This is a genomic window from Paenibacillus sp. CMAA1364, assembly GCF_054373195.1.
In genome coordinates this window covers 59,534-80,704 of sequence record NZ_JBITNB010000007.1, presented here as the reverse complement: position 1 = coordinate 80,704, position 21,171 = coordinate 59,534, and the positions used below count along the sequence as shown (strand labels likewise).

General features: G+C 40.2%; 18 protein-coding genes and 1 riboswitch. Of the genes, 1 reads left to right on the top strand and 17 read right to left on the bottom strand.

All coding sequences use genetic code 11. The features are described 5' to 3' along the window. Nucleotides 1–74: 74 nt before the first annotated feature. The 16 genes from aroF to metA form a co-directional block, all read right to left on the bottom strand. Nucleotides 75–1,133: a 3-deoxy-7-phosphoheptulonate synthase gene (aroF, locus tag ACH8E3_RS07190; protein ID WP_458631936.1), complete on the bottom strand. Its 1,059-nt coding sequence runs from the start codon at nucleotides 1,131–1,133 to the stop codon at nucleotides 75–77. 270 nt (nucleotides 1,134–1,403) lie between these two features. After that, nucleotides 1,404–2,360 carry a 4-hydroxy-3-methylbut-2-enyl diphosphate reductase gene (locus tag ACH8E3_RS07185; protein WP_458631935.1) on the bottom strand — a complete coding sequence of 319 codons (957 nt, stop codon included), beginning with the start codon at nucleotides 2,358–2,360 and terminating at the stop codon, nucleotides 1,404–1,406. A gap of 45 nt (nucleotides 2,361–2,405) precedes the next feature. Next, nucleotides 2,406–3,866, bottom strand: a complete 1,461-nt coding sequence (locus ACH8E3_RS07180) for a sensor histidine kinase (RefSeq protein WP_458631934.1) — start codon at nucleotides 3,864–3,866, stop codon at nucleotides 2,406–2,408. Between the two features lies 1 nt (nucleotide 3,867). Further along, on the bottom strand, nucleotides 3,868–4,557 hold the full coding sequence (locus tag ACH8E3_RS07175) for a response regulator transcription factor (RefSeq protein WP_458631933.1): 690 nt from the start codon (nucleotides 4,555–4,557) through the stop codon (nucleotides 3,868–3,870). 146 nt (nucleotides 4,558–4,703) lie between these two features. Next, entirely contained in the window at nucleotides 4,704–6,260 is a 1,557-nt protein-coding gene (locus tag ACH8E3_RS07170) for a S1C family serine protease (protein WP_458631932.1), read from the bottom strand. Between the two features lie 153 nt (nucleotides 6,261–6,413). Then, complete coding sequence (locus ACH8E3_RS07165; RefSeq protein ID WP_458631931.1) at nucleotides 6,414–7,064, bottom strand: response regulator; 651 nt, start codon at nucleotides 7,062–7,064, stop codon at nucleotides 6,414–6,416. 2 nt (nucleotides 7,065–7,066) lie between these two features. Next, a complete protein-coding gene (locus ACH8E3_RS07160; protein ID WP_458631930.1) occupies nucleotides 7,067–8,125 on the bottom strand; it encodes a sensor histidine kinase in 1,059 nt (352 codons plus the stop codon). A gap of 4 nt (nucleotides 8,126–8,129) precedes the next feature. Further along, a complete protein-coding gene (gene liaF, locus ACH8E3_RS07155; protein ID WP_458631929.1) occupies nucleotides 8,130–9,083 on the bottom strand; it encodes a cell wall-active antibiotics response protein LiaF in 954 nt (317 codons plus the stop codon). A gap of 203 nt (nucleotides 9,084–9,286) precedes the next feature. Continuing rightward, on the bottom strand, nucleotides 9,287–9,475 hold the full coding sequence (locus ACH8E3_RS07150) for a hypothetical protein (RefSeq protein WP_458631928.1): 189 nt from the start codon (nucleotides 9,473–9,475) through the stop codon (nucleotides 9,287–9,289). A gap of 154 nt (nucleotides 9,476–9,629) precedes the next feature. Next, on the bottom strand, nucleotides 9,630–10,280 hold the full coding sequence (locus ACH8E3_RS07145; protein WP_458631927.1) for a 3D domain-containing protein: 651 nt from the start codon (nucleotides 10,278–10,280) through the stop codon (nucleotides 9,630–9,632). Nucleotides 10,281–10,415: 135 nt separating this feature from the next. Beyond that, nucleotides 10,416–12,356 carry a threonine--tRNA ligase gene (gene thrS / locus ACH8E3_RS07140; RefSeq protein WP_458631926.1) on the bottom strand — a complete coding sequence of 647 codons (1,941 nt, stop codon included), beginning with the start codon at nucleotides 12,354–12,356 and terminating at the stop codon, nucleotides 10,416–10,418. Nucleotides 12,357–12,744: 388 nt separating this feature from the next. Beyond that, the gene (locus ACH8E3_RS07135; protein WP_458631925.1) at nucleotides 12,745–13,647 is read right to left on the bottom strand and encodes a putative sporulation protein YtxC; all 903 of its coding nucleotides are present in this window, start codon (nucleotides 13,645–13,647) and stop codon (nucleotides 12,745–12,747) included. Nucleotides 13,648–13,759: 112 nt separating this feature from the next. Further along, nucleotides 13,760–14,893, bottom strand: coding sequence for a cyclic dehypoxanthinyl futalosine synthase (mqnC, locus tag ACH8E3_RS07130; protein WP_458631924.1), 1,134 nt, complete (start codon nucleotides 14,891–14,893; stop codon nucleotides 13,760–13,762). Nucleotides 14,894–15,002: 109 nt separating this feature from the next. Beyond that, on the bottom strand, nucleotides 15,003–16,187 hold the full coding sequence (locus ACH8E3_RS07125; RefSeq protein ID WP_458631923.1) for a trans-sulfuration enzyme family protein: 1,185 nt from the start codon (nucleotides 16,185–16,187) through the stop codon (nucleotides 15,003–15,005). Next, the gene (locus ACH8E3_RS07120) at nucleotides 16,184–17,368 is read right to left on the bottom strand and encodes an aminotransferase class I/II-fold pyridoxal phosphate-dependent enzyme (protein ID WP_458631922.1); all 1,185 of its coding nucleotides are present in this window, start codon (nucleotides 17,366–17,368) and stop codon (nucleotides 16,184–16,186) included. Before ACH8E3_RS07120 ends, ACH8E3_RS07125 begins: the two co-directional genes overlap by 4 nt. 21 nt (nucleotides 17,369–17,389) lie before the next feature. Further along, on the bottom strand, nucleotides 17,390–18,325 hold the full coding sequence (gene metA, locus ACH8E3_RS07115) for a homoserine O-acetyltransferase MetA (RefSeq protein WP_458631921.1): 936 nt from the start codon (nucleotides 18,323–18,325) through the stop codon (nucleotides 17,390–17,392). Nucleotides 18,326–18,438: 113 nt separating this feature from the next. Continuing rightward, a riboswitch (SAM riboswitch) is annotated at nucleotides 18,439–18,566 on the bottom strand. A 477-nt stretch (nucleotides 18,567–19,043) separates the two neighbouring features. Between metA and corA the strand changes: the two genes are divergently transcribed. Next, entirely contained in the window at nucleotides 19,044–19,979 is a 936-nt protein-coding gene (gene corA, locus ACH8E3_RS07110; RefSeq protein ID WP_458631920.1) for a magnesium/cobalt transporter CorA, read from the top strand. A 79-nt stretch (nucleotides 19,980–20,058) separates the two neighbouring features. Here the strand turns inward: corA and ACH8E3_RS07105 are convergent, their stop codons facing one another. Then, nucleotides 20,059–21,069: an HRDC domain-containing protein gene (locus tag ACH8E3_RS07105; RefSeq protein ID WP_458632001.1), complete on the bottom strand. Its 1,011-nt coding sequence runs from the start codon at nucleotides 21,067–21,069 to the stop codon at nucleotides 20,059–20,061. Nucleotides 21,070–21,171 lie beyond the last annotated feature (102 nt).

The following is a 21,171-nucleotide window of genomic DNA, read 5'->3' as shown; positions in this document are numbered from 1 at the left end:
AAATTCCTGTAATATATATGCTAAAAAGCCCATTCATTTCGATAATCAATCGAGATTGAATGGGCTTATTGTATCTATACTCTAGATAGAAAGAAATCAGCAGGTTCTTTATCCGTATTAAAGGTTCTACCAACCAATGGGGCTAATTTCTCTAGATCCTTCAGCAATGCTGCGAATTGGTCTGGGAATAGCGATTGTACACCATCACCTGTCATGGAGTTGTCTGGGTCCGTATGCATTTCAACAATTAATCCATTAGCACCCGCAGCTACAGATGCTTTAGACATAGGTTCAACCAGTTCACGTCGTCCCGTACCATGGCTTGGGTCAGAGATGACAGGAAGATGACTTAAATGTTGCAGTACAGGAATCGCCGTTAAATCAAGTGTATTTCTTGTGTATTGTTCAAACGTCCGAATCCCACGTTCGCAGAGCATGACATCTGGATTGCCGCCTGCAAGAATATACTCTGCTGCATTTAGTAGTTCATCATATGTTGCGCTGAAACCACGTTTCAGTAATACAGGCTTCCCGCAAGTGCCTAACTTACGAAGCAAGTCGAAGTTCTGCATATTTCGAGTACCGATCTGTAATATATCTGCATACTCCGCACAAACATCAACATATTCTGGCGTCATCACTTCTGTAATAGTTAATAAGCCATGTTTCTTTCCCGCTTCCTGCATCATGATAAGCCCTTCTACACCTACACCCTGGAAACTGTATGGTCCGGTGCGAGGTTTGAAAGCACCACCTCTAAGCACCTGGCCTCCAGCCGCTTTAACTAATCTTGCAATCTCATCAATTTGTTCGGCTGACTCTACAGCACAGGGACCACCCATAATGACAATCTCTTTCCCACCAATCTTCACACCCTTAATATCAATAACGGTGTCTTCAGGATGGAATTCACGACTAGCTAATTTATACGACTTAGAAATCTTAACTACATTCTCTACTCCCTTCGTCTGACGTAAATGTTCCGCAAGCTTAGGGGTTACACCCCCTATAAGACCAATGACCGTACGATCTTCACCTTGAGAGACATGCGCAGCTAATCCTTCTCTTTCAATCACTTTCACAATGTCCTCAATTTGTTCACTAGGTGTTGCATTTGACATAATAACGATCATTATTCTCAACTTCCTTCCTTTATTTAAAAGCAACGACATTCACTCGTAACTTTATTATGAATAATTAACTTCTCTTCACTTGCTAACACACTTAGACGCTTAGACGCTTTTAAGCTTTTAAGTGGTAAAGTAAATATACATGATCTAACCTCTTATCGTCAAGACCCTTATGGAAATGACTCACAATATTCATATATAGCAAAGAGCCATTCTACACTGTAAACATCACATGATAGAATGGCTCCTACACTTTATTATTTAACTTATGGTTTAGGTTGTAGGTTTACTCTTTGCTTTGACAGGAGGTAATAACTTCTTCATATTCACTGTTCGTTTGATTTCCCATGTCTCCTGATTGCTTGGGTCATATTGTTCTAAATAAGCTATAACTTCCTTCGTAATCGGTGTTGGCGTAGAAGCACCTGAAGTGACGGCCACCTTAGATATACCTTCTAGCCATTCAAGTTTCACCTCGGTTACATCACTTACTCGATAGGCTTTAACCTTCGCAATCTCCTCAGATACTTGTGCAAGGCGATTAGAATTGTTACTCATCGGGTCACCGACTACAATAAGAAGATCTGCTTGACCTGCTTGCTCAACAACAGCCTCTTGACGTACTTGCGTTGCATAGCATATCTCATTGTGAACCTCAGCCGTAGGGAACTTTTCTATCAGCTTCTTCATAATATGTTTAATATCCCATTGACTCATCGTCGTCTGATTCGTAATAACAATACGTGTCGTATCTAGATTCAAAAGAGGAATATCTTCTTCTTTTTCAATAAGATGAACATGCTCTGGAGCAATACCCATCGCACCCTCTGGCTCCGGATGGCCACCTTTACCAATATAAATAATTTCAAACCCGTCGTTCACCTTTTCTTCAATAAGGACATGCGTCCTAGTGACATCTGGGCAAGTCGCATCCACCGTTGTTAACCCTTTATCTCTTGCGATTTTACGCACTTCTGGAGAAACACCATGTGCCGTAAAGATAACTGTTCCACTCTCTACTTTATCCAATATATCAAGACGGTTCGCACCATCCAATGTAATTATGCCATCGTCTTCAAATGAATTTGTAACATGACTGTTATGAACAATCATGCCCAGTATATATATAGGACGAGGAAGATCTAAATTCTGAGCAGCTTGACGGGCAAGAACCATGGCATCGACAACACCATAACAATATCCTCTTGGAGAAATTTTGAGTACTTCCATGCGAATAACCTCTTTTCGTTAGCTTACCTTTTCATTAAGTATACCTTATTCCAAAGGGACTGGAAAGATCATAGGCAACCAGATAATAAAGGTACTTCCTTCATTATGTCTCGTTACCACTTCCACAGAGCCATCCATTTCATCAATGATCCATTTGGCGATAGATAATCCTAATCCAATCCCCTCTGTCACACCTCTAGATTGATCAGCACGATAGAAACGTTCAAATATTAGGGGGACATCTTCCTTATTCATTCCAATTCCTGTATCTGCAATGCGTAATCCTATTTGGTCTTTATAGCGAAAAGCATCTAAAGATACTTGTCCTTCTGGCGTATATTTAAAAGCATTCTCAATAAATATAAATAACATTTGTTGCAAATAGTCCTTATTCCCGAGAACGTATACACCATTTAAAGTCGTTAAATTACCTACAATCCACTCCGCTTCATGCGGAAGGAACTTCACGCGACGCGCTACCTCCTGTACCAATGGCTCTAGAGGAACGGGCGACTTATCAAAGGTCTGTCCTGTATCTGCACGCGCTAAGGAGAGCATGTCACTTACGAGTTGGCTCATTCTTTTAGCTTCATCCGCTATATCACTTAGAGCCTCGCTAGACATCAGTTGCATCGTCTCTTCATCTATATTAGGGCGATCTTCCGGTTCATTCGTCCATATCTTTTGAAGTAAATCTACATTGCCCCGAATCGTGGTTAGCGGTGTTCTAAGTTCATGCGAAGCATCGGATACGAAACGCCGTTGAGCCGCATACGCATCTTCCAATTCTTTATAGAATCCATTCATACGACCTAACATGTCATTTACAGTGCCGATAAGTTGACCAATTTCATCTTGGGGACCATTATATTCAATACGCAAACTAAGATCCGCACCTTTTTGTATCTGATTCGCAGCCTCAATTACTTTGCCTATAGGTCGTATAGATTTATGTGCCAGAAATAGGCCGAAGCTTGATGCAATTATGATCATAATCGCCGATCCCATAATAAGAATACTCTTGAGCGAGTTAAATAAATTCTGTTCAGGTCCTGTAAATGCAGCGACTTGCAGAAGGGCTACGATAGGCCCACCTTGATAGGCAGAAATAGGCTGCTGGTATACAAGGAATGGCTTCCCATCAATCTGCACCGAACGAATCTCGTTCACGATGTCTTCAGGGTCACCAGGTGGAATTGGAATCTCCATCCCGAAACTCTTCAAGTTATGATCCGGCAAATTCATACCCCTAGAATAATCATAAATCTGGGCAAAGATTTGCGCTTCTTGAAAGTTACTAGGGGTTTTAAATGTAAAGTTAAATTCTCCTGTCTTGATATCTACAACAATAGATGGATCAATTTTTTTCAATTGTTGATAAATTCGTTTCTCCACTTCATTGTAGGTATTGAAGTAAATAACACCATAAATGGCAGATCCAAATATAATGAATGTGACCGCTAGAATGGCGGAATACCAAGCGGTTAGTCGAAATCGAATGGACATGTTATGTATCTCCTCTTAGAATGTATCCAGCTCCTCGGATCGTTTGGATAACACGCTTACCTCCATGTTCCTCTACTTTTTGACGAAGCATGGCAATATATACTTCCAGCACATTGGACTCACCACTATAGTCATAACCCCATATCTTGTCCATAATCAAATCCCGAGATAACACACGTTTGGGATTCTGCATAAATAAATATAACAATTCGAATTCCTTTGCCGTAAGTTCCAACCGAATACCAGACCGAAGCACTTCTCTGGCATCCAAGTCTACTATAATATCTTCATAACTCAGTATTTGCCCACCTTGTTCATTAGGTTCTGGCTTACGACGAAGGAGTGCTCGTACACGAGCAAGAAGTTCTTCTAATGCAAAAGGCTTCACTAAATAATCATCAGCGCCAAGATCTAATCCCTTCACACGATGTTCAATCTCATCCTTAGCAGTCAACATGAGAATGGGGATGTGACTACCTCCTTCACGAATGCGTCGACACACTTCAAACCCATCTATTTTGGGCATCATGACGTCGAGCACAACTAGATCTGGTTCACTCTTTAGTAGCATATTCAAACCATCTGCACCATTAGCCGCTGTTAATACATCGTATCCTTCAAAAGCTAAGCCTCTACGTAACATGGAAATAATCTTCTCATCATCATCAATTAATAAAATAGTCGAACGCATGGATTACTACCCCTTTACTATAAACGTATCGTGATTCTTATATCATCTTCATCTATTTATTGTAACCAAGTGCAACCCAACTTGCTATATAACTGCGTATAAATAGCGAAAGGGGAGTATCCCTTTCGCTATTTGGTCCATTCCTCTTATTTACGTGTTGCAGAAACGTCAAACCCGTTACGATCGCCAATCTTTAAAGGCAGTTCAATCTTTTTGCCGTCTCTTATAATATGAAGTGTGATTTCAGTATCGATTGCTTGTGTCTGAATGAAGTCAATGAGATCTTGGCTTGATGCATAGTTCGTACCATTGATTCCAGTAATAATATCATACGGTCTAAGATCAGCTACATAAGCAGGTGATTTATAAATAACTTCTGCTACGACAGATCCTTCTTTTACCGTAGCTTCCATTTGTTTAGCCACTTCATCAGTCAATGTAATTAAAGATGCACCAATGAATGGAATAGGTTCTTTAGGAATCTCTTGATTATTCTCAAGCTTATCCAATACGCTTGTAATCACACTCGTAGGTATAGCGAATCCAATACCTTGTGCATCCGCACTAACTGCAACATTCATCCCGATCACTTCTCCATTTAGATTGAGAAGAGGGCCACCTGAATTACCAGGATTGATCGATGCATCGGTTTGTAATAAATGTTCATACTTACGAGTTCCACTACCATCTTTTTCAGCTATATCAATCGTACGTTCTTTCGCACTGAGTACACCTGATGTAACCGTATGGTCGAATCCTTGTGGATTACCAATAGCTACAACATTCTCGCCCGTCATTGCTGTATCCGAATTACCCATCGGAACAATTGGGAATTTATTATCTCCTTCAATCTTTAAGACAGCCAAATCAAGTTCTTTGCTAGACCCAAGCAACTTAGCTTCATATGGTTTAGTATTGCCTTCAATCGTGACTTGAATCACGTCCGAACCATCAATGACATGCTGATTCGTTAGGATATAACCCTCTGCATTATAGATGAATCCTGATCCTATGCCAAAAGCAATTAATTTATCAGAATCTGAAGGGGTTGCAGATGAAGAACCTTCATCTTTGTTACGGCTACTACCACCGAATTGGTCACCGAAGAAGTAAGAGAATGGATCATTCGAATATGGATTCGTCTGCTTCACATTTCCAGACTTCACAAATGTCGCAATTTTCACCACTGCTGGACTAGCTTGTTTAAATACCGTCGAGACATCTCCTGGATTCGATAATGGAAGAGATGCGGCTACACCTTTATTCGAGTCTACGGGTGCAATCGCTGTGATTGTCGAATCAGGCGTGAACAAGTTCATACGATCCGCCGTAAACATCAATGATGTAATCACTACCATACCCGCTAAGAATGAGATCAATATCGTTTTGACTGAACTTTTTGGCTTTTGGTTATACTGCCAATTCCCATTAGAGCCATTACTGTTATTGCCCCCACCTCGGGAATTACGTGATTGGAACGAATCCTCTACTGGCAAATGACGTAGTGGTTGTGGAGGTGTGATCTCAACATTCTGTTGATCTTTATATTCACCTGAATCGGCATGGTTATCTTTGCCTATAGATTGAAATGGTCCGTGAGAATAATAATAGGAAGAACCTGCATCTGAAGGTTCGTGACCTTTTCCCATATCTCGATCCAACTCGTCATCCAACTGTCCAAATTTATTATCGCGTTCGTCCATGTTTTATTGCCTCCTATAGCCCTAAGCCCACGATCGTGAGCGGGATATTATTTAACTGTTCTTATCATGTACTATGAACCTTAAAGTGACATTAAAAACAATTTAACGGCAGATAAAACATAGTTCATTTAAACTATGTAGATTATATGATACTTAAACCATCCCATTTCGATGTGCGTAAATAGCCAGTTGGGTACGATCATCCAATTCGCATTTCATTAACAGATTGCTAACATGTGTTTTTACCGTCTTAATACTGATATGTAACTCTTCGGCAATATTCTTATTATTTGTACCTTCTGCAATTAAGAGAAGAACCTCTTTCTCGCGTTCTGTTAGATGTGAAGAATCCTCCTCAACCATCCGTTTACGTACTCCTCGGGTTAGGGCTTGGGATACATCCCCTGTCATGACTGGCATACCTCGATACGCTCCCTGTAAGGCATAGATTAATTCATCTGCTGAAATGGTCTTTAACACATAACTAACTGCTCCAGCTTCAATAGCCTCTACGACGAGGTGATCTTCAAGGAAACTGGTAAGAATAACAATTTTCAATCCAGGAAACTCTTTTAACACAGCCTTAGTTGTCTCAACACCATTCATAACAGGCATCATTAAGTCCATCAGTATTAAATTAGGTAGGCATTGTGACAATTCATCTCTTAGCTTGTCAAGAGCTTCTTGTCCATCCTTCGCTTCACCTACAATTTCGAATTTAGGATCCATCATTAAATATGTCTTCAGTCCCATTCTAACCATATCATGATCATCAACAAGCAATATTGTAATCTTCTCTCCCATGCTCACGCGTCTCCCCTCATCTTAATATCTTCGAGTTCTGTTTGCGTTGTTGCGAATTTAGGTATATGTACTCTAATCGTTGTACCCGCGCCCTCTTTGCTAATGATATCTACATGACCGCCCAACTTCTCAGCTCTTTCACGCATTGTAATTAGGCCGTAGGAGCCCTGCTTCTGTATGCCACCCTGGAATCCCTGACCGTCATCACTAAGACTGAGAACCACTTGGTTCACGCCTTCACGTATGGACATACTCACTAAATCCGCTTGGGCATGCTTAACAATATTAGCCATACCCTCTTGAATAATGAGGAACAATTGATGTTCAATCGCTTCCGACATATTCCCTATCATCTCAAGTTCCTTCATGCCTTTTAGTCCATTCTGACGACAGTAGTCTGGGAACCACTTCTCAAGCGCTTCAGCAAGACTCTTACCTTCAAGCTCAACAGGACGGAGCTGAGCAATGAGCGCCCTCATTTGTTTCTGCGCCATATGCGACATTTCTATAAGTTGTGCCAGAACCATCTTTCCCTGTTCCTCGCTATGTTCCAAGACTCTTGGTAGCGCAGAGGCCGACATATGTATGGCGAACAGCTGTTGACTCACCGTATCATGAAGGTCTCTCGCCATCCTACGACGTTCTTCTATCACGCCATTCTCTGCTGCCTTTTCCTTCTCCATCACTTCTCTTTCACCTAATCGTTGTAATAATCTCATCTTCTTCTCCACGGCATCCATCATTATGTTGAATTCGTGATATACCCTTGCAAAAGAGTAATCTTCCGCAAGCGGCATACGCATAGATAAGTTGCCTTTCGCCACTTGCAGCATATGAAGCTCCAATATATCAATCGCACGTTGAATACGTCGTCCAGCCATATAACCAATAATAACCGTGAACAGAATCGTTCCCATTAAATAATATATCCACATCCTGCTATCCTTGATCACAATATATCCCATATAACTACAAGCATAGATAACTCCAGCCATCACAATTCCACTTAATAAGAAATACAACAATAGTAACCATTTCGTGCTTCTCATTATTTTCATCATGTATTTAAGCCACCGTATTCACTTTAATATCACCTATGAAAGCACTAATATTAATAACGATTTTCTTGTTGGCTTCTTTATAATAAGGTGTGGTAGAAGAGATGTTGCTAATAAATCCACTTTTCGCCTCAGACAAGATGGACATATCACCTATGAATGAGCTGGCATTAATTCGGATACCTAGATCCATATCGTCTGGAATATATATTTTGATATCTCCAATGAATGCAGAAATGTTAATCTTGGTCTTACCATAAGGGATCTGAGCTTTTGTTAGATCAAGTACCGTGTCACCAATGAACTGGGATATATTCGTAGGCTTCAGCTCGAAGTATTCATGACCCATTTGAATATCTCCAATAAAAGTCGACTTATTCACTTTATCATTATCATCGCTATGATTTGTAGAACTACGTTTTGGGTCGTTATCCCCATGATAGGTATCTGCATCATCATTTCCAAAGGACTTACCGAACTTTTCCTCAAATTGCTGATCTAGGGATGATTGGGATTCTCCTTTAGGTAGATCTGTTATATAAGATAGACTAGGTAATTCACTCGGTTCAGGAGGCTCCATATAGCGATCAACTGGAGATCTCTTTGCATTGGCACCCTTATGTTGTGGCTTAAACATGACAACTAGGCCAGCCATAATTAAAAAGCATGGAACAAGAAATTTAAAAAAGTCGCCTGGCGTTAGGTATATCCAATTCAATGCTCGTGCTTGAAAATAACCTCCAACCGCAATAAATATAAATCCAAGCAACATCGAATTTCCTTCCTTGCGACTTGGCATTAGATGTTTGATACCTGCATAGATCAATAGAAGCGGCCAATACGTCGAAACAATAGACCCAATACTAATATCTATGATATCCATTTGTTGAAGAATAAACAGGATTCCAATCGCAATAAGTACAAAACCACCGAAGAATTGATCGAACCATCCTTTTCTCATATTCAACTCCCCATTTCTCATTTGTTGTTTGTTATTTCAAGTGTACAATAGACGCATCATTTCGCAAACATGCCAAAGTATGATTTGTTCTCCGTCTATAGACGGAGACACAAGCGGATAACAACAAAAAATGCCCATGCCGGTAAACCGACAGGACATTTTCCGCTACAACACTAAATATGTTTCATTTCAATTCATAGCATTTAGTTTTGAGACTCGAACTCCGCATTGTACTTTTCATTTGGAGTTTTGTAATTTTCTTGCACTTTACTTTTCTTCTGAATCTTTCCGTTTTCTTCAGCAAATTCAGCATTGAACTTTTCATTTGGTGTTTTGTAGTTCTCTTGAACCTTTTTTGATTTCGAGTTCATTCCTTGGTTTTGATCTTTCATAATGAGTATTCACCTCCTGATGAGTTGTGTTAATGGATACCTTCAATTGGGTTTGTGTCATTTCCCAGTCCTTAGTATGTCATTCTCATAGAAGATTATTCATTTATATTTCCTCACATCATGAGTGGATCTTGGGTAGAACCTTTTCGTTATATTAGACAGCCTCTTCTAACACAGAAGCCGGTAATGATTTATATGTCTCAATGGCTGCCCCAAGTCTTTTGATCATTGTCTCAGTACATTTACCATTCCCGCGTTTAATGACTTGCACATGAACATCCTTTTTTCCCCACTCTTTATATACCTGTTTGGTAGTTGCAAAGTACAGATCTATCTTATGACCTTTGATTGCCGAACCGGTATCTGCCACGATGCCATAACCATAACCTGGAATATACAGAATACTTCCTAAAGGGAATACTTTAGGATCTGCGGCAATAGTAGATACTTTGTTCTTATTGCGCTGTACTTTAACTCCCGAATAGGTGATGCCATATTGCGGATGATTTGGTTTTTTACCCGTTGATTCATAACCAGCAGTATACCCCGTAGCTACAACCTTTACCGTACGAATAACCTGCTCTTGATTAGGTGCTGATACGGAAACGGCTTTCTTATCTATCGTTGTGTTGGTTTTCACTTTTACATTTTCGGTTGGCTGGTACTCATAACATACATTCGTAGGTATACCTAGCTCATAACATGATGCATAACTCCTCAAGGCATACAAACTCTGCTCCCCCACAGACAAACTTATCAACATTACACATAACAAAATCCTCTGCCATGTTGTTACCCGTTTCATTTGAAAATCTCCCCCTTACTATGGAGAGTTCCCAAATAAACAGATAACTATACATGTGATGGACTCACAAATTGAACGTTCAGCTTCAAATGTCCATCATATAACAGAGGATAATCGGTGATTCTTATTCAATAATTAAGAAATTCGATGATTGTCTATTTCATCTCTCAGCATGGCAATAGCCTCATCCAAAGCGTTAACTCCAATGTCACCTTCGCCACGTTTACGGATAGAAACGCTTTGACTGTTCATTTCATTCTCACCAACAACGAACATATATGGTGTTTTCTCCAATTGGCTCTCACGGATCTTGTATCCAAGCTTCTCGTTACGTAAGTCCGCTTCAACAGCAACTCCGCTTAGCTTCAGCTTGTCAACAACTTCATTCGCATAAGTATCAAAGGCAGTAGATACCGGAATGACCTTTACCTGAACAGGAGATAACCACAGTGGTAACGCACCTGCGAAATTCTCCAATAGGAATGCTGTCATTCGTTCCATCGTTCCAAGGATACCGCGGTGAATAACGACAGGACGATGCTTCAGTCCATCATCACCAACATATTCTAATTCAAATCGTTCTGGTAATAGCACATCAATCTGTGTTGTAGACAATGTCTCTTCCTTGCCTAGTGCTGTTTTAACCTGTACATCGAGTTTAGGCCCGTAGAACGCTGCCTCACCTATTGCCTCATAAAAAGGAAGACCCATTTCTTCCACAACCTCACGAAGAATTCGTTGTGTATTTTCCCACATAGCATCATCTGGCCAATACTTCTCTACATCTTGAGGATCTCTATATGACAATCTGAAACGGTACTCTTTGATTCCGAAATCTTCATATACCTTTTGGATTAATGTAACGACACGTTTGAATTCGTCCTTAATCTGATCTGGACGACAGAAGATATGGGCATCATTCAGTGTCATGGAACGAACACGGTGTAGACCTGTTAATGCTCCGGACATCTCGTAACGATGTTGTGTACCAAGCTCTGCAATTCGGATCGGTAGATCACGGTAACTATGCATATCACTCTTATAGATCATCATATGGTGAGGACAATTCATCGGACGAAGAACTAATTCTTCATTATCTAACTCCATAGCAGGAAACATATCGTCTTGATAGTGCTCCCAGTGTCCTGATGTTTTATAAAGATCGACATTACCTAACACCGGTGTATAGACATGTTGATATCCTAAGCTTTCTTCCATGTCAACAATATAACGTTCAAGCGTCCGGCGAAGTTTTGCCCCTTTTGGCAACCACATTGGAAGACCTTGACCTACTAATGGTGAGAAGGTAAAGATTTTAAGTTCTTTCCCCAATTTACGATGATCACGTTTTTTGGCTTCTTCTAAGAAGTGTAAATACTCATCCAATTGAGCCTTTTTCGGAAACACTGTACCATATATGCGTTGAAGCATTTTGTTCTTACTATCACCGCGCCAATATGCCCCGGCAACATTCATTAATTTGAATACTTTAATCTTTCCTGTCGATGGAAGATGTGGACCTCTACATAGATCAAAGAATTCACCTTGATCATAAATAGAAATGACGCTATCTTCAGGCAGATTGTTAATGAGTTCAATCTTGTATGGATCAGCAAGTTCACCAAAGATTTGTAATGCTTCTTCACGACTAACTTCTCTGCGTGTGATAGGTAAGTTCGCACCAATGATGCGATCCATTTCCTTCTCTATCTTTTGTAAATCCTCTGGATTAATGGCATGTTCCAAATCCATGTCGTAGTAGAAGCCATCCTCTATGACGGGGCCAATACCTAGCTGTACTTCTTTATTACCGTACAAACGCTTCACAGCTTGTGCCATCACGTGTGCCGTGCTATGACGCATCACTTCTATTCCTTCTGGCGAATCCAACGTCACGATTTCAATAAGTGCGCCTTCTTCTAATACTGTCGATAAATCCACAACAACGCCATTAAGTTTACCCGCTACGGCACTTTTCTTCAGACCGCTACTAATCGATGATGCTACATCTTCAATACTGCTACCTTCGGCGTATTCCCGAACTGAACCGTCCGGCAACTTGATATTTACTGCCATTTCAATTCCTCCTAAGTTCTTTCTAGACTTCAAAAAAAGACAACAAAAAAAACACCCATCCCGGTCAAGGGACGAGTGTTTATACCCGTGGTTCCACCCTAATTTAACAGTTGAATATACATTCGTATTAAATGTGAATGTAAAGTCGTGTCCTTCATCAGCATTATTTAACGGTAATGATCCGGCGATTCTTACTATTCTTCTCATTCCTTCAAGAAGAAGTTCATAATCGCGGCTCCAAAGGGGTAAATGATCGTCGGTTACTGAAGGGAATTGCAGCCTATGTTCCCTCTCTCTGAACAGTCCATATCTCGATCATCCATATCTTTCTCAAAGCCATTAATGAATTTAACAATTATTATAGTGCTAGCTTACACCGAACGTCAAGTTAAATCTTCTCCTTCTCCTTAAAGAAAGCATGACATTTGGGACAATAGTGACAGATCTTCACTCTTTTCTCAAAAATATGAATGATTGTTTGAATAACAGGCATTTGCACATCTCGAGTATGAATGACTAATTTTGCAGGCGATACAGATATCAGTGTATTCACAACAGCATCTTCCATTTCCATATCCTGTTGATTTATTCTTTCTAGAAACACGGATTCATCATTGTTACACTCCAGCGGATTCATCTTCTCGTCGAACAACAACAGTTCTCTTCCACCTGTATAAACAACATGAGCCATAGGTATTTGAGGTTGTTGAAAATAAACATAATATTTAAGCAATCCAACAAATTCTTCGTACTGTTGATCCACTAAGAACTCATCCACTGAATATTCCACGACTTCCCTTAGTTCCTTACCATATTCCTGAAGTCGAAACGAAACAAACCCATCAATATTTAATTCATTATTCTCAAGCAGGCATTTCTGCAGACTCTTCGCTAACATTAGGAATCGCCGGTTCCATGAAGGATTCCAGGAATCCGTGCCTTTCTCTAATTGAGCTATACAATGTTGAACAATTTGTTCACAATCCTCTTTCTCCGAGAACTTGAACTCATTGCGAATCAAGGATCTAATGATGTGTTGTTCCTTTATTTCTAACACAAGTTCGGCAGTAGCTTTTGCCGCTTGTTGATAAATATAGAGTAGACTTTCACCCTTGAATGATCTCTGTCCATTTCCTATGCAGTTCCAATATGAAGTTCCTCCATTAGAAACACAACTCAATTGTAATGATTTGTATTTCTTATGTAATTCTTCATTGAATCTTGTTACTATCCGTTGGAATGTCATTTCCTCATCTGATGTCACTGTCGAAGCTGATATGCTGAAAATCATGGAGATCACTCCTTTCGTTATCCTTGTTAAGTATATGGTGCCAGAACAAAGGTTATACGGAAGGGGTTAGTGGAAAACAAGCTAACATTTCTCAAATGTGTGAAGTTACTACTTAATTTTGCATAACGAAATCACGATCGACTTTAGTTCCTTCTTCAAATATTTTCAAAATATCATATTTCGTATTACGTTGTGCTGGTATTTTACCTGCTTCACGAATGAGTCCAATGATGGATTCAATATTGACTTTATGGACTGCACCTGCGGATGACACCACATTCTCCTCCATCATCGTGCTACCGAAATCATTACAGCCATAACTTAAAGATAACTTACCAATTTCAGGGCCCATTGTTACCCATGATGACTGTAGATTCGGTACATTATCGAGTAAAATACGACCTACAGCAACTGTTTTGAGATAAGCCTCTGGTGTTTCACGTTCTCTTACAAAGTTCGTATTATCCGGTTGGAAAGTAAAGGGAATGAATGCCGTGAAGCCTTTGGAGTTATACTTATTGTGTATACATTCATCTTGCGCATCACGAATACGCAACATGTGTAACGCTCGTTCTTCCATCGTCTCGCCGAATCCGATTACCATCGTTGCCGTCGTGTTCATACCTTGCTTATGGGCAACTTGCATGACGTCCATCCAATCACGCCAAGTTCCTTTCAGTCGGCTGATCTTCTTACGAATACGATCGTCTAGAATTTCAGCACCTCCTCCAGGAAGAGAGTCAAGTCCAGCTTCATGTAGTTCACGAACAACTTCTTCTAAGGATAGTCCAGACACCTCTTGCATCTTACGAATCTCAGCAGGTGAGAAGGAATGCATTGTAATATTAGGGAATCGTTGTTTAATACCTTTAAGAAGATTTGTATAATAATCGAACGGAAGGTCTGGATTGGTTCCACCTTGCATTAGAATTTCTGTACCATGAACATCCTGCGTCTCTTGAATCTTCTGATAGATGGCATCATCAGATAGCACATACCCTTCACTTGAACCTGGGGCTCTATAAAAAGCGCAAAATCGACAATATGTATCACAAAAATTCGTATAGTTAATATTACGACCGATAACAAAGGTCGTAATGGGTTCAGGATGTATCCGCTTCATCAGTATATCTGCGGTATGTCCCAACTTCTCAATTTCGTCACTTTCAAATAACCTTACACCTTCTTCGAGATTAAGACGCTCGCCTTGTATTGCTTTATCCAGGATACGGTCCACCGTATTCATGAAGGATACCTCCTTTAATTTCAATTAAGCTACATGTTAGTGCATTACTATATATTAACATACTCATAACAAGAAAAAACAGCACCACTATGAGCGATGCTGTAAACTGTTATTCTTCTTGAAGTGCTTGATTGAGATCATCAATCAAATCGTCTATGTGCTCTAATCCTACCGAGAATCGTAATAACCCATCTGTGATCCCACGTTCTGCTCGAACGTCCTTAGGCATAGCGGCGTGTGACATCATGGCTGGGTAAGAAAGTATACTCTCGACAGCACCCAAACTTACCGCAACTAATGGCAATTGAACTTTGTTAAGCACTCGTTTAGCTCGGTCGCCTGAACCTACATCGAAGGACACCAACGCACCATACCCAGTAGACTGTGTCTCATGGATTTCGCGTCCTGGGTGTCCAGCTAGTCCTGGATAGAATACATTGGTAATATCTGTTCTTTCACTCAACCATGTTGCCAATAGACCTGCACTGATCTCACTTTGTCTCATTCGAGCTTCCAAAGTCTTCATTCCGCGAATAAGAAGCCATGAATCCTGTGGACCTAACACCGTACCCAGCCCATTCTGAAGTTGCTTCAACGAAGCCCCAAGTGCTTCTGTTCGAACTACGGCAAGACCCGCTAACACATCACTGTGACCACTCAGAAATTTAGTAGCACTATGTAATACGATGTCTACACCCATTTCAATCGGTCGTTGATAATATGGCGTCATAAATGTATTATCTAGTATCGTTATTAATTCATGTTCTTTCGCCCATTCTGTGATGGTCGCTATATCTGTAATCTTTAGCGTCGGATTAGAAGGTGTCTCCATATATACAGCTTTTGTATTCGGCTTGATTGCTTTCTTAACAAGTTCTATATCCGTCATATCTACAAAAGTAGTCTCGATTCCAAGTCTATTTAGAATAGAGGTTAATAGACGGTATGTGCCGCCATATACATCCTCGGTCACAATAATATGATCTCCTGATGATAAGATCATAAAAGTGCTTGAGATGGCTGCCATGCCCGATGAATATGCAAATCCACGAACTCCACCCTCTAGCACAGCGATATAATCTTCTAGCGCTTGACGTGTAGGGTTACCTGATCGACTATAATCATATTCTGGTGGATTATATATATCCTCATGGTGAAATGTTGATGCTTGATAAATAGGAACACTGGAAGCACCTGTCGTACGATCGATTTCTGATCCAAAGTGAAGCAAGCGTGTTGCAAAGTTTAATTTCTTCGTTGGTTGTTCATTTCCAGAATCCCGTTGGTCACTCATACGCTTTCCCCTCCTTCTATTTCTACGCGTGCCGCCTCTAATGCTCCTGCAAGATCTGCAATCAAATCTTCCACATGCTCTATCCCTACAGAGAAACGTAGTAACTTATCGTCCACGCCAACAGCTTGTCTAATCTCAAGTGGAATATCAGCATGCGTTTGTACGGCGGGATATGTCATTAGGGATTCTACGCCACCAAGACTTTCGGCAAAGGCAATTAATTGAATATGTCTAAGTATGGGCTCGACGTAGCGGGCATCTTTCACTTTGAATGAGAAGATCCCTGTGTTGCCACTGCACTGTTCCGCTTGAATAGCTCGTCCCGGATGCCCTTCTAGATACGGATGGTATACTGCCTCAATAGCAGGATGTGTCGTTAAGTACTTAGCAATGGAAATCGCATTGCTCTCATGACGTTCCATACGAAGTGCTAACGTCTTCATTCCTCGCATCAATTGATAGGAATCCGATGGACTAAGTACTGCACCCATCGAATTATGCAAAAAGAACATCTCTTCCGACAATGCTTTACCTTTGGTAATAATTAGGCCGGCCAACACATCATTATGTCCGCCCAAATACTTTGTGGCACTATGAACTACAATATCTGCGCCTAATTCCAATGGTCGTTGGAATAGCGGTGTCATCAACGTGTTGTCAACAATACTCAGTAATTGATGCTGACGTGCCCATGAACATACCGCTCGAATATCTGTAATCATCATAAGTGGATTGGTTGGTGTTTCAATAAATACGGCTTTGGTATTGGACCGTCTGTGAGTCTCTAACGCATCCATATCATTCGTATCCACATACGATGCACTAATGCCATATTTAGATAGGACTCGTTCTATCAATCGGTACGTTCCACCGTATAAATCTAACGAAACAATAAGATGATCCCCTTGTCCAAACAAGGCAAACACGGTCTGCAACGCAGCCATTCCTGAGCTACAAGCAAAAGCATCATCGCCCGATTCCAATTGTGCAGAAGCGTCCTCTAACACTTGACGTGTCGGATTCTTGGTACGGGAGTAGTCAAAACCAGTACTCTTTCCTAATTGAGGATGACGAAAAGCTGTCGCTTGATAAATCGGGAAATTAACTGCCCCAGTCACTGGTTCTTCGATGGATCCAATCTGTGCTAATCTACTCTCGATTCGTAATGCTTTCTTCTCCATATTCAATTTCTCCTCATCCCTTTATATTTGCGGCCATATCTCTTGTGTATCCCCAATATCATAAGGTGTTTCTTGATATACATAATAATTCAACCAATTCGCAAACAATAAATTAGCATGTGATCGCCATGTGGAAGGAGGTACCCGATCAGGATCATCATTGGGATAGTAATTCGATGGAATCTTAATCTCCATTCCTCTGTCAACATCCCGCTCATACTCCCATCTTAATGAGAATGGATCATATTCGGAATGACCAGCAACATAGATCTGCTTACCGTCTTTCGTTGCAACAAGGTATATCCCTGCTTCATCTGACTCGGATAGTATCTCAAGTTCGGCAATATTCTCGATATCTTCCCGACGAACTTCGGTATGACGTGAATGTGGAACTTGAAACTCTTCATCAAACCCTCTTAACAACTTTACATTCTCTTGGTTAACGGTATGTTTAAACACACCGAATATTTTCTCGTCCAAGTCCCACTTCGGAACATCAAAGTGGTGATATAACCCGGCTTGAGCTGCCCAGCAAATATGAAGTGTTGATGTTACATGCGTCTTACTCCATTCAAATATCTCCAGTAACTCATCCCAATAATTCACATCTTCGAACTCCATCTTTTCCACTGGAGCTCCCGTGATAATCAGACCATCAAATCTACTGTTCTTCACTTCGTCAAACGTTTTATAGAATGCTCTTAGATATTCTTCTGGTGTATTCTTAGATACATGCGAATCTGGATGGAGCAGTACGATATCAACTTGCAATGGTGAGTTACCTAGCAATCGTAATAATTGCGTTTCAGTCGTTTCTTTCGTAGGCATTAAATTTAGAATTGCAATACGAAGTGGACGTATATCCTGCTGATAAGCGAGACTGTCGTCCATAACAAATATGTTCTCACTTGTGAGAATCTCCTTTGCTGGTAACGTGTCTGGAATCTTAATTGGCATTCTAATTTCACTCCTTTGGCTTAAAGCCGATCATTGTTATGCTAACAAAAATAACCTATCCCATAGGAAATCATCCACTGGAGAAAGGTCATCATCGTCAATCTATGCGCCCTTCTCATCTCTCAGGAACGAATCGCTTATAACTTAAAGCAACACTTCCTGCAAGAATTAGCACCGTGCGTTATTAACGCCGGTTGCCGGGTTTCATCGGGCCTGTCCCTCCACCTGCTCTTGATAAGAAAAAACTGTTTAATTAGACATATTGCTAATTAGAATATTTAGTTATCGAACATTGAATATTTTGGATATGTTCATTATTATACATGTTTTATTTACTTTAGCAAGATAAAGGACAAGCTTAAATTAAAAAAATCCTCAACTCACACCTATAACAAGAGATTACCATATGCTGTATTTAATAAGAATACACCTTATTTTCTTCTTGAAAGGAATTAAGTGGACAGTTATACTAGACAAGTGTTATAGCCAATAATGAATGAAGAGGTGAGACGGTAGATGGACGGTGACCCGAGTACCCAACTCAATACACTTGAAATAAAATTGCATAGGATTTATACCAGCCTGTTGATGAGGGGAACGGTGCAATCATCCGATCTCAAGAGCAAATCCTCTTTCTAGTAAATAGACTACTCTGACAGTGCTGATCTCTTTCCAATGCGTATAACTTACGTTACCCAGGATGAAGGAGTGAACCTAGATGAAGATTCGATTGGTTAATTCGGGGATCTTTACCCCTATTGATGATATTCAAACAACTTTAATTCCCGCTGCAGAAGGTTTCTACTGGATCGACGCCGATGCAGAAGACCTACTTACTTTACAGCCCTTGTTCTCATTACATGACTTAGCTGTAGAGGATTGTCTTAGCGAAGAGGAACAACGTCCCAAAATTGAAATATATGAAGACCATTATTTCATTGTGGTTAACAGCATTCGATTTGATGATGAAGAAATTTTTCTGCGTGGCCTTAGCGTATTCTTAGGTAGAAATTATATTATTACAGTAACGAACCAAAAAATAAATGAACTACGCATACTCAAGCCTATTCTTTTGGAGCAAGAAGTGAGTGAACCTGACCGTTTCTTATATTTGCTTATTGATTTAGTTGTCGATAATTATTTTACGGTTGGTGATCGAATTGAAGCCAAAATAGAGAAATTAGAAGAAGATATTCTCATGCATACGAAGAAATCTCATCTCATTGAGATCATTGGACTTCGAAGCGAAATATTGTGGCTGAAGAAAGTCCTTGGACCACAAAAAGAAGTGATTAACATACTGAACAAGAAAGACCTTCGCTTAATTGATGATCAATTGCAAAAGTATTTCAGCGATATCTATGAGAACGCAGTGAAGATTGCTGAAACATTTGAAACGTATCGCGATCTTATGGGGAACTTACGTGAAGCATATCAATCGAGTATTGCTAATCGTGCGAATGAGATTATGAGAGTTTTTACAGCGATTACCACGATCTTCATCCCATTAACATTGATAACAGGGATCTATGGTATGAACTTTACTAATATGCCTGAATTAGATATGAAATATGGATACTTTATGATTATCGCAATCATGGCAACTTTAGGTTTTGGGATGTTCTTGATTTTTCGTAAAAAGGATTGGATTTAATGAATTCATATCAGGACGAAGGAATCTCTGTATGTAGAGAATCTTTCGTCCTTTTTAGATGGATATGTTACACATTTATTTAGCTAACACTTCGCTCCAACGACTTATTACGTCTAAATTGGATACGTATGAACCGTATGCCTTCATATAGCATATCTATATTCTTCAGTGAATCAGCATCTTTCTCCTCACCATATACCTTAAGTAGAATGGGCTTCAATAAACTGTCTCCTAACTCCCTGAATGCAGTCCAAATGGCTTCCTGCTCAGCATGAGAGATCGCTTGTAATTCACTTTCGATCAATGGCTCTGTATTGTATCCGTCCTTCTCGAGTTGTTCTAGTACTTCAATGATTTCCTTACGTGTTGATTCACATTCTCTAAGTAGTTGTTCGATGTTCTTTCCTTCTGATATACCTTCTAGGATCACTCGTTGCAATTTGAACTGATGAAGCTCTTGTTTGTATTTCTGTTCTTTCTGCTTATACAACCAAGCTCTATATGCTTCTTCATTTAATTGTCCATATACCCAATTCAATGGGAATGTATGGTGACGTTCAACTTTTGCTGTAATTTCCAATAGATCAGCACCATAATCACTAACCTTATTCTGACCGACGCCAGGCAATTGTATCAATTCGTCCACATGATGAGGAAGGTAGGCACTAATTAATCGTAACAACTTATTACTGGCGATAAGATACGGTGCCTTTCGTTCTGCATGTGCTCTTCGACGTCTCCAAGCACATAATTCTACAAATACCTCCTCTTTGGAATGCAGTTCACTATAACAATATAACATCTGAACCGATTGTCCACGCATGTGCACACTATCGTTATCATGAAATATACCTTCTATCAGGGGTTGATATCCCTCACCTAGCTTCATTGCAAGATTATGACGATAAATACAGATTAACTCTTGCCACGAAATGCCTTCATACCATGAGACATCTTCCGTCTGTCCATCCATCCATAAATTTCTCCAGCCCAAATGCCACACGCCTTCTTCCTCACCTATCCACACCTGTGCACTTGCGTCATCATTGTCAGATCCTTTGATCAGGCGATTCATAAACACGATCTGCATCATCTATCATTCCTCCAGTCTAATCAGCACAATACAAAAAGGAAGCACCCCTCTTACATGATTGTAAGAGAGGTGCTTCCCCTGATAAATATAGTTGTGCTG

Bases quoted from the DNA above. Each gene is read 5' to 3' on its own strand.
- aroF (WP_458631936.1), bottom strand. From the start codon at position 1,133: ATGATCGTTATTATGTCAAATGCAACACCTAGTGAACAAATTGAGGAC.
- ACH8E3_RS07185 (WP_458631935.1), bottom strand. From the start codon at position 2,360: ATGGAAGTACTCAAAATTTCTCCAAGAGGATATTGTTATGGTGTTGTC.
- ACH8E3_RS07180 (WP_458631934.1), bottom strand. From the start codon at position 3,866: ATGTCCATTCGATTTCGACTAACCGCTTGGTATTCCGCCATTCTAGCG.
- ACH8E3_RS07175 (WP_458631933.1), bottom strand. From the start codon at position 4,557: ATGCGTTCGACTATTTTATTAATTGATGATGATGAGAAGATTATTTCC.
- ACH8E3_RS07170 (WP_458631932.1), bottom strand. From the start codon at position 6,260: ATGGACGAACGCGATAATAAATTTGGACAGTTGGATGACGAGTTGGAT.
- ACH8E3_RS07165 (WP_458631931.1), bottom strand. From the start codon at position 7,064: ATGGGAGAGAAGATTACAATATTGCTTGTTGATGATCATGATATGGTT.
- ACH8E3_RS07160 (WP_458631930.1), bottom strand. From the start codon at position 8,125: ATGATGAAAATAATGAGAAGCACGAAATGGTTACTATTGTTGTATTTC.
- liaF (WP_458631929.1), bottom strand. From the start codon at position 9,083: ATGAGAAAAGGATGGTTCGATCAATTCTTCGGTGGTTTTGTACTTATT.
- ACH8E3_RS07150 (WP_458631928.1), bottom strand. From the start codon at position 9,475: ATGAAAGATCAAAACCAAGGAATGAACTCGAAATCAAAAAAGGTTCAA.
- ACH8E3_RS07145 (WP_458631927.1), bottom strand. From the start codon at position 10,280: ATGAAACGGGTAACAACATGGCAGAGGATTTTGTTATGTGTAATGTTG.
- thrS (WP_458631926.1), bottom strand. From the start codon at position 12,356: ATGGCAGTAAATATCAAGTTGCCGGACGGTTCAGTTCGGGAATACGCC.
- ACH8E3_RS07135 (WP_458631925.1), bottom strand. From the start codon at position 13,647: ATGATTTTCAGCATATCAGCTTCGACAGTGACATCAGATGAGGAAATG.
- mqnC (WP_458631924.1), bottom strand. From the start codon at position 14,893: ATGAATACGGTGGACCGTATCCTGGATAAAGCAATACAAGGCGAGCGT.
- ACH8E3_RS07125 (WP_458631923.1), bottom strand. From the start codon at position 16,187: ATGAGTGACCAACGGGATTCTGGAAATGAACAACCAACGAAGAAATTA.
- ACH8E3_RS07120 (WP_458631922.1), bottom strand. From the start codon at position 17,368: ATGGAGAAGAAAGCATTACGAATCGAGAGTAGATTAGCACAGATTGGA.
- metA (WP_458631921.1), bottom strand. From the start codon at position 18,325: ATGCCAATTAAGATTCCAGACACGTTACCAGCAAAGGAGATTCTCACA.
- corA (WP_458631920.1), top strand. From the start codon at position 19,044: ATGAAGATTCGATTGGTTAATTCGGGGATCTTTACCCCTATTGATGAT.
- ACH8E3_RS07105 (WP_458632001.1), bottom strand. From the start codon at position 21,069: ATGCAGATCGTGTTTATGAATCGCCTGATCAAAGGATCTGACAATGAT.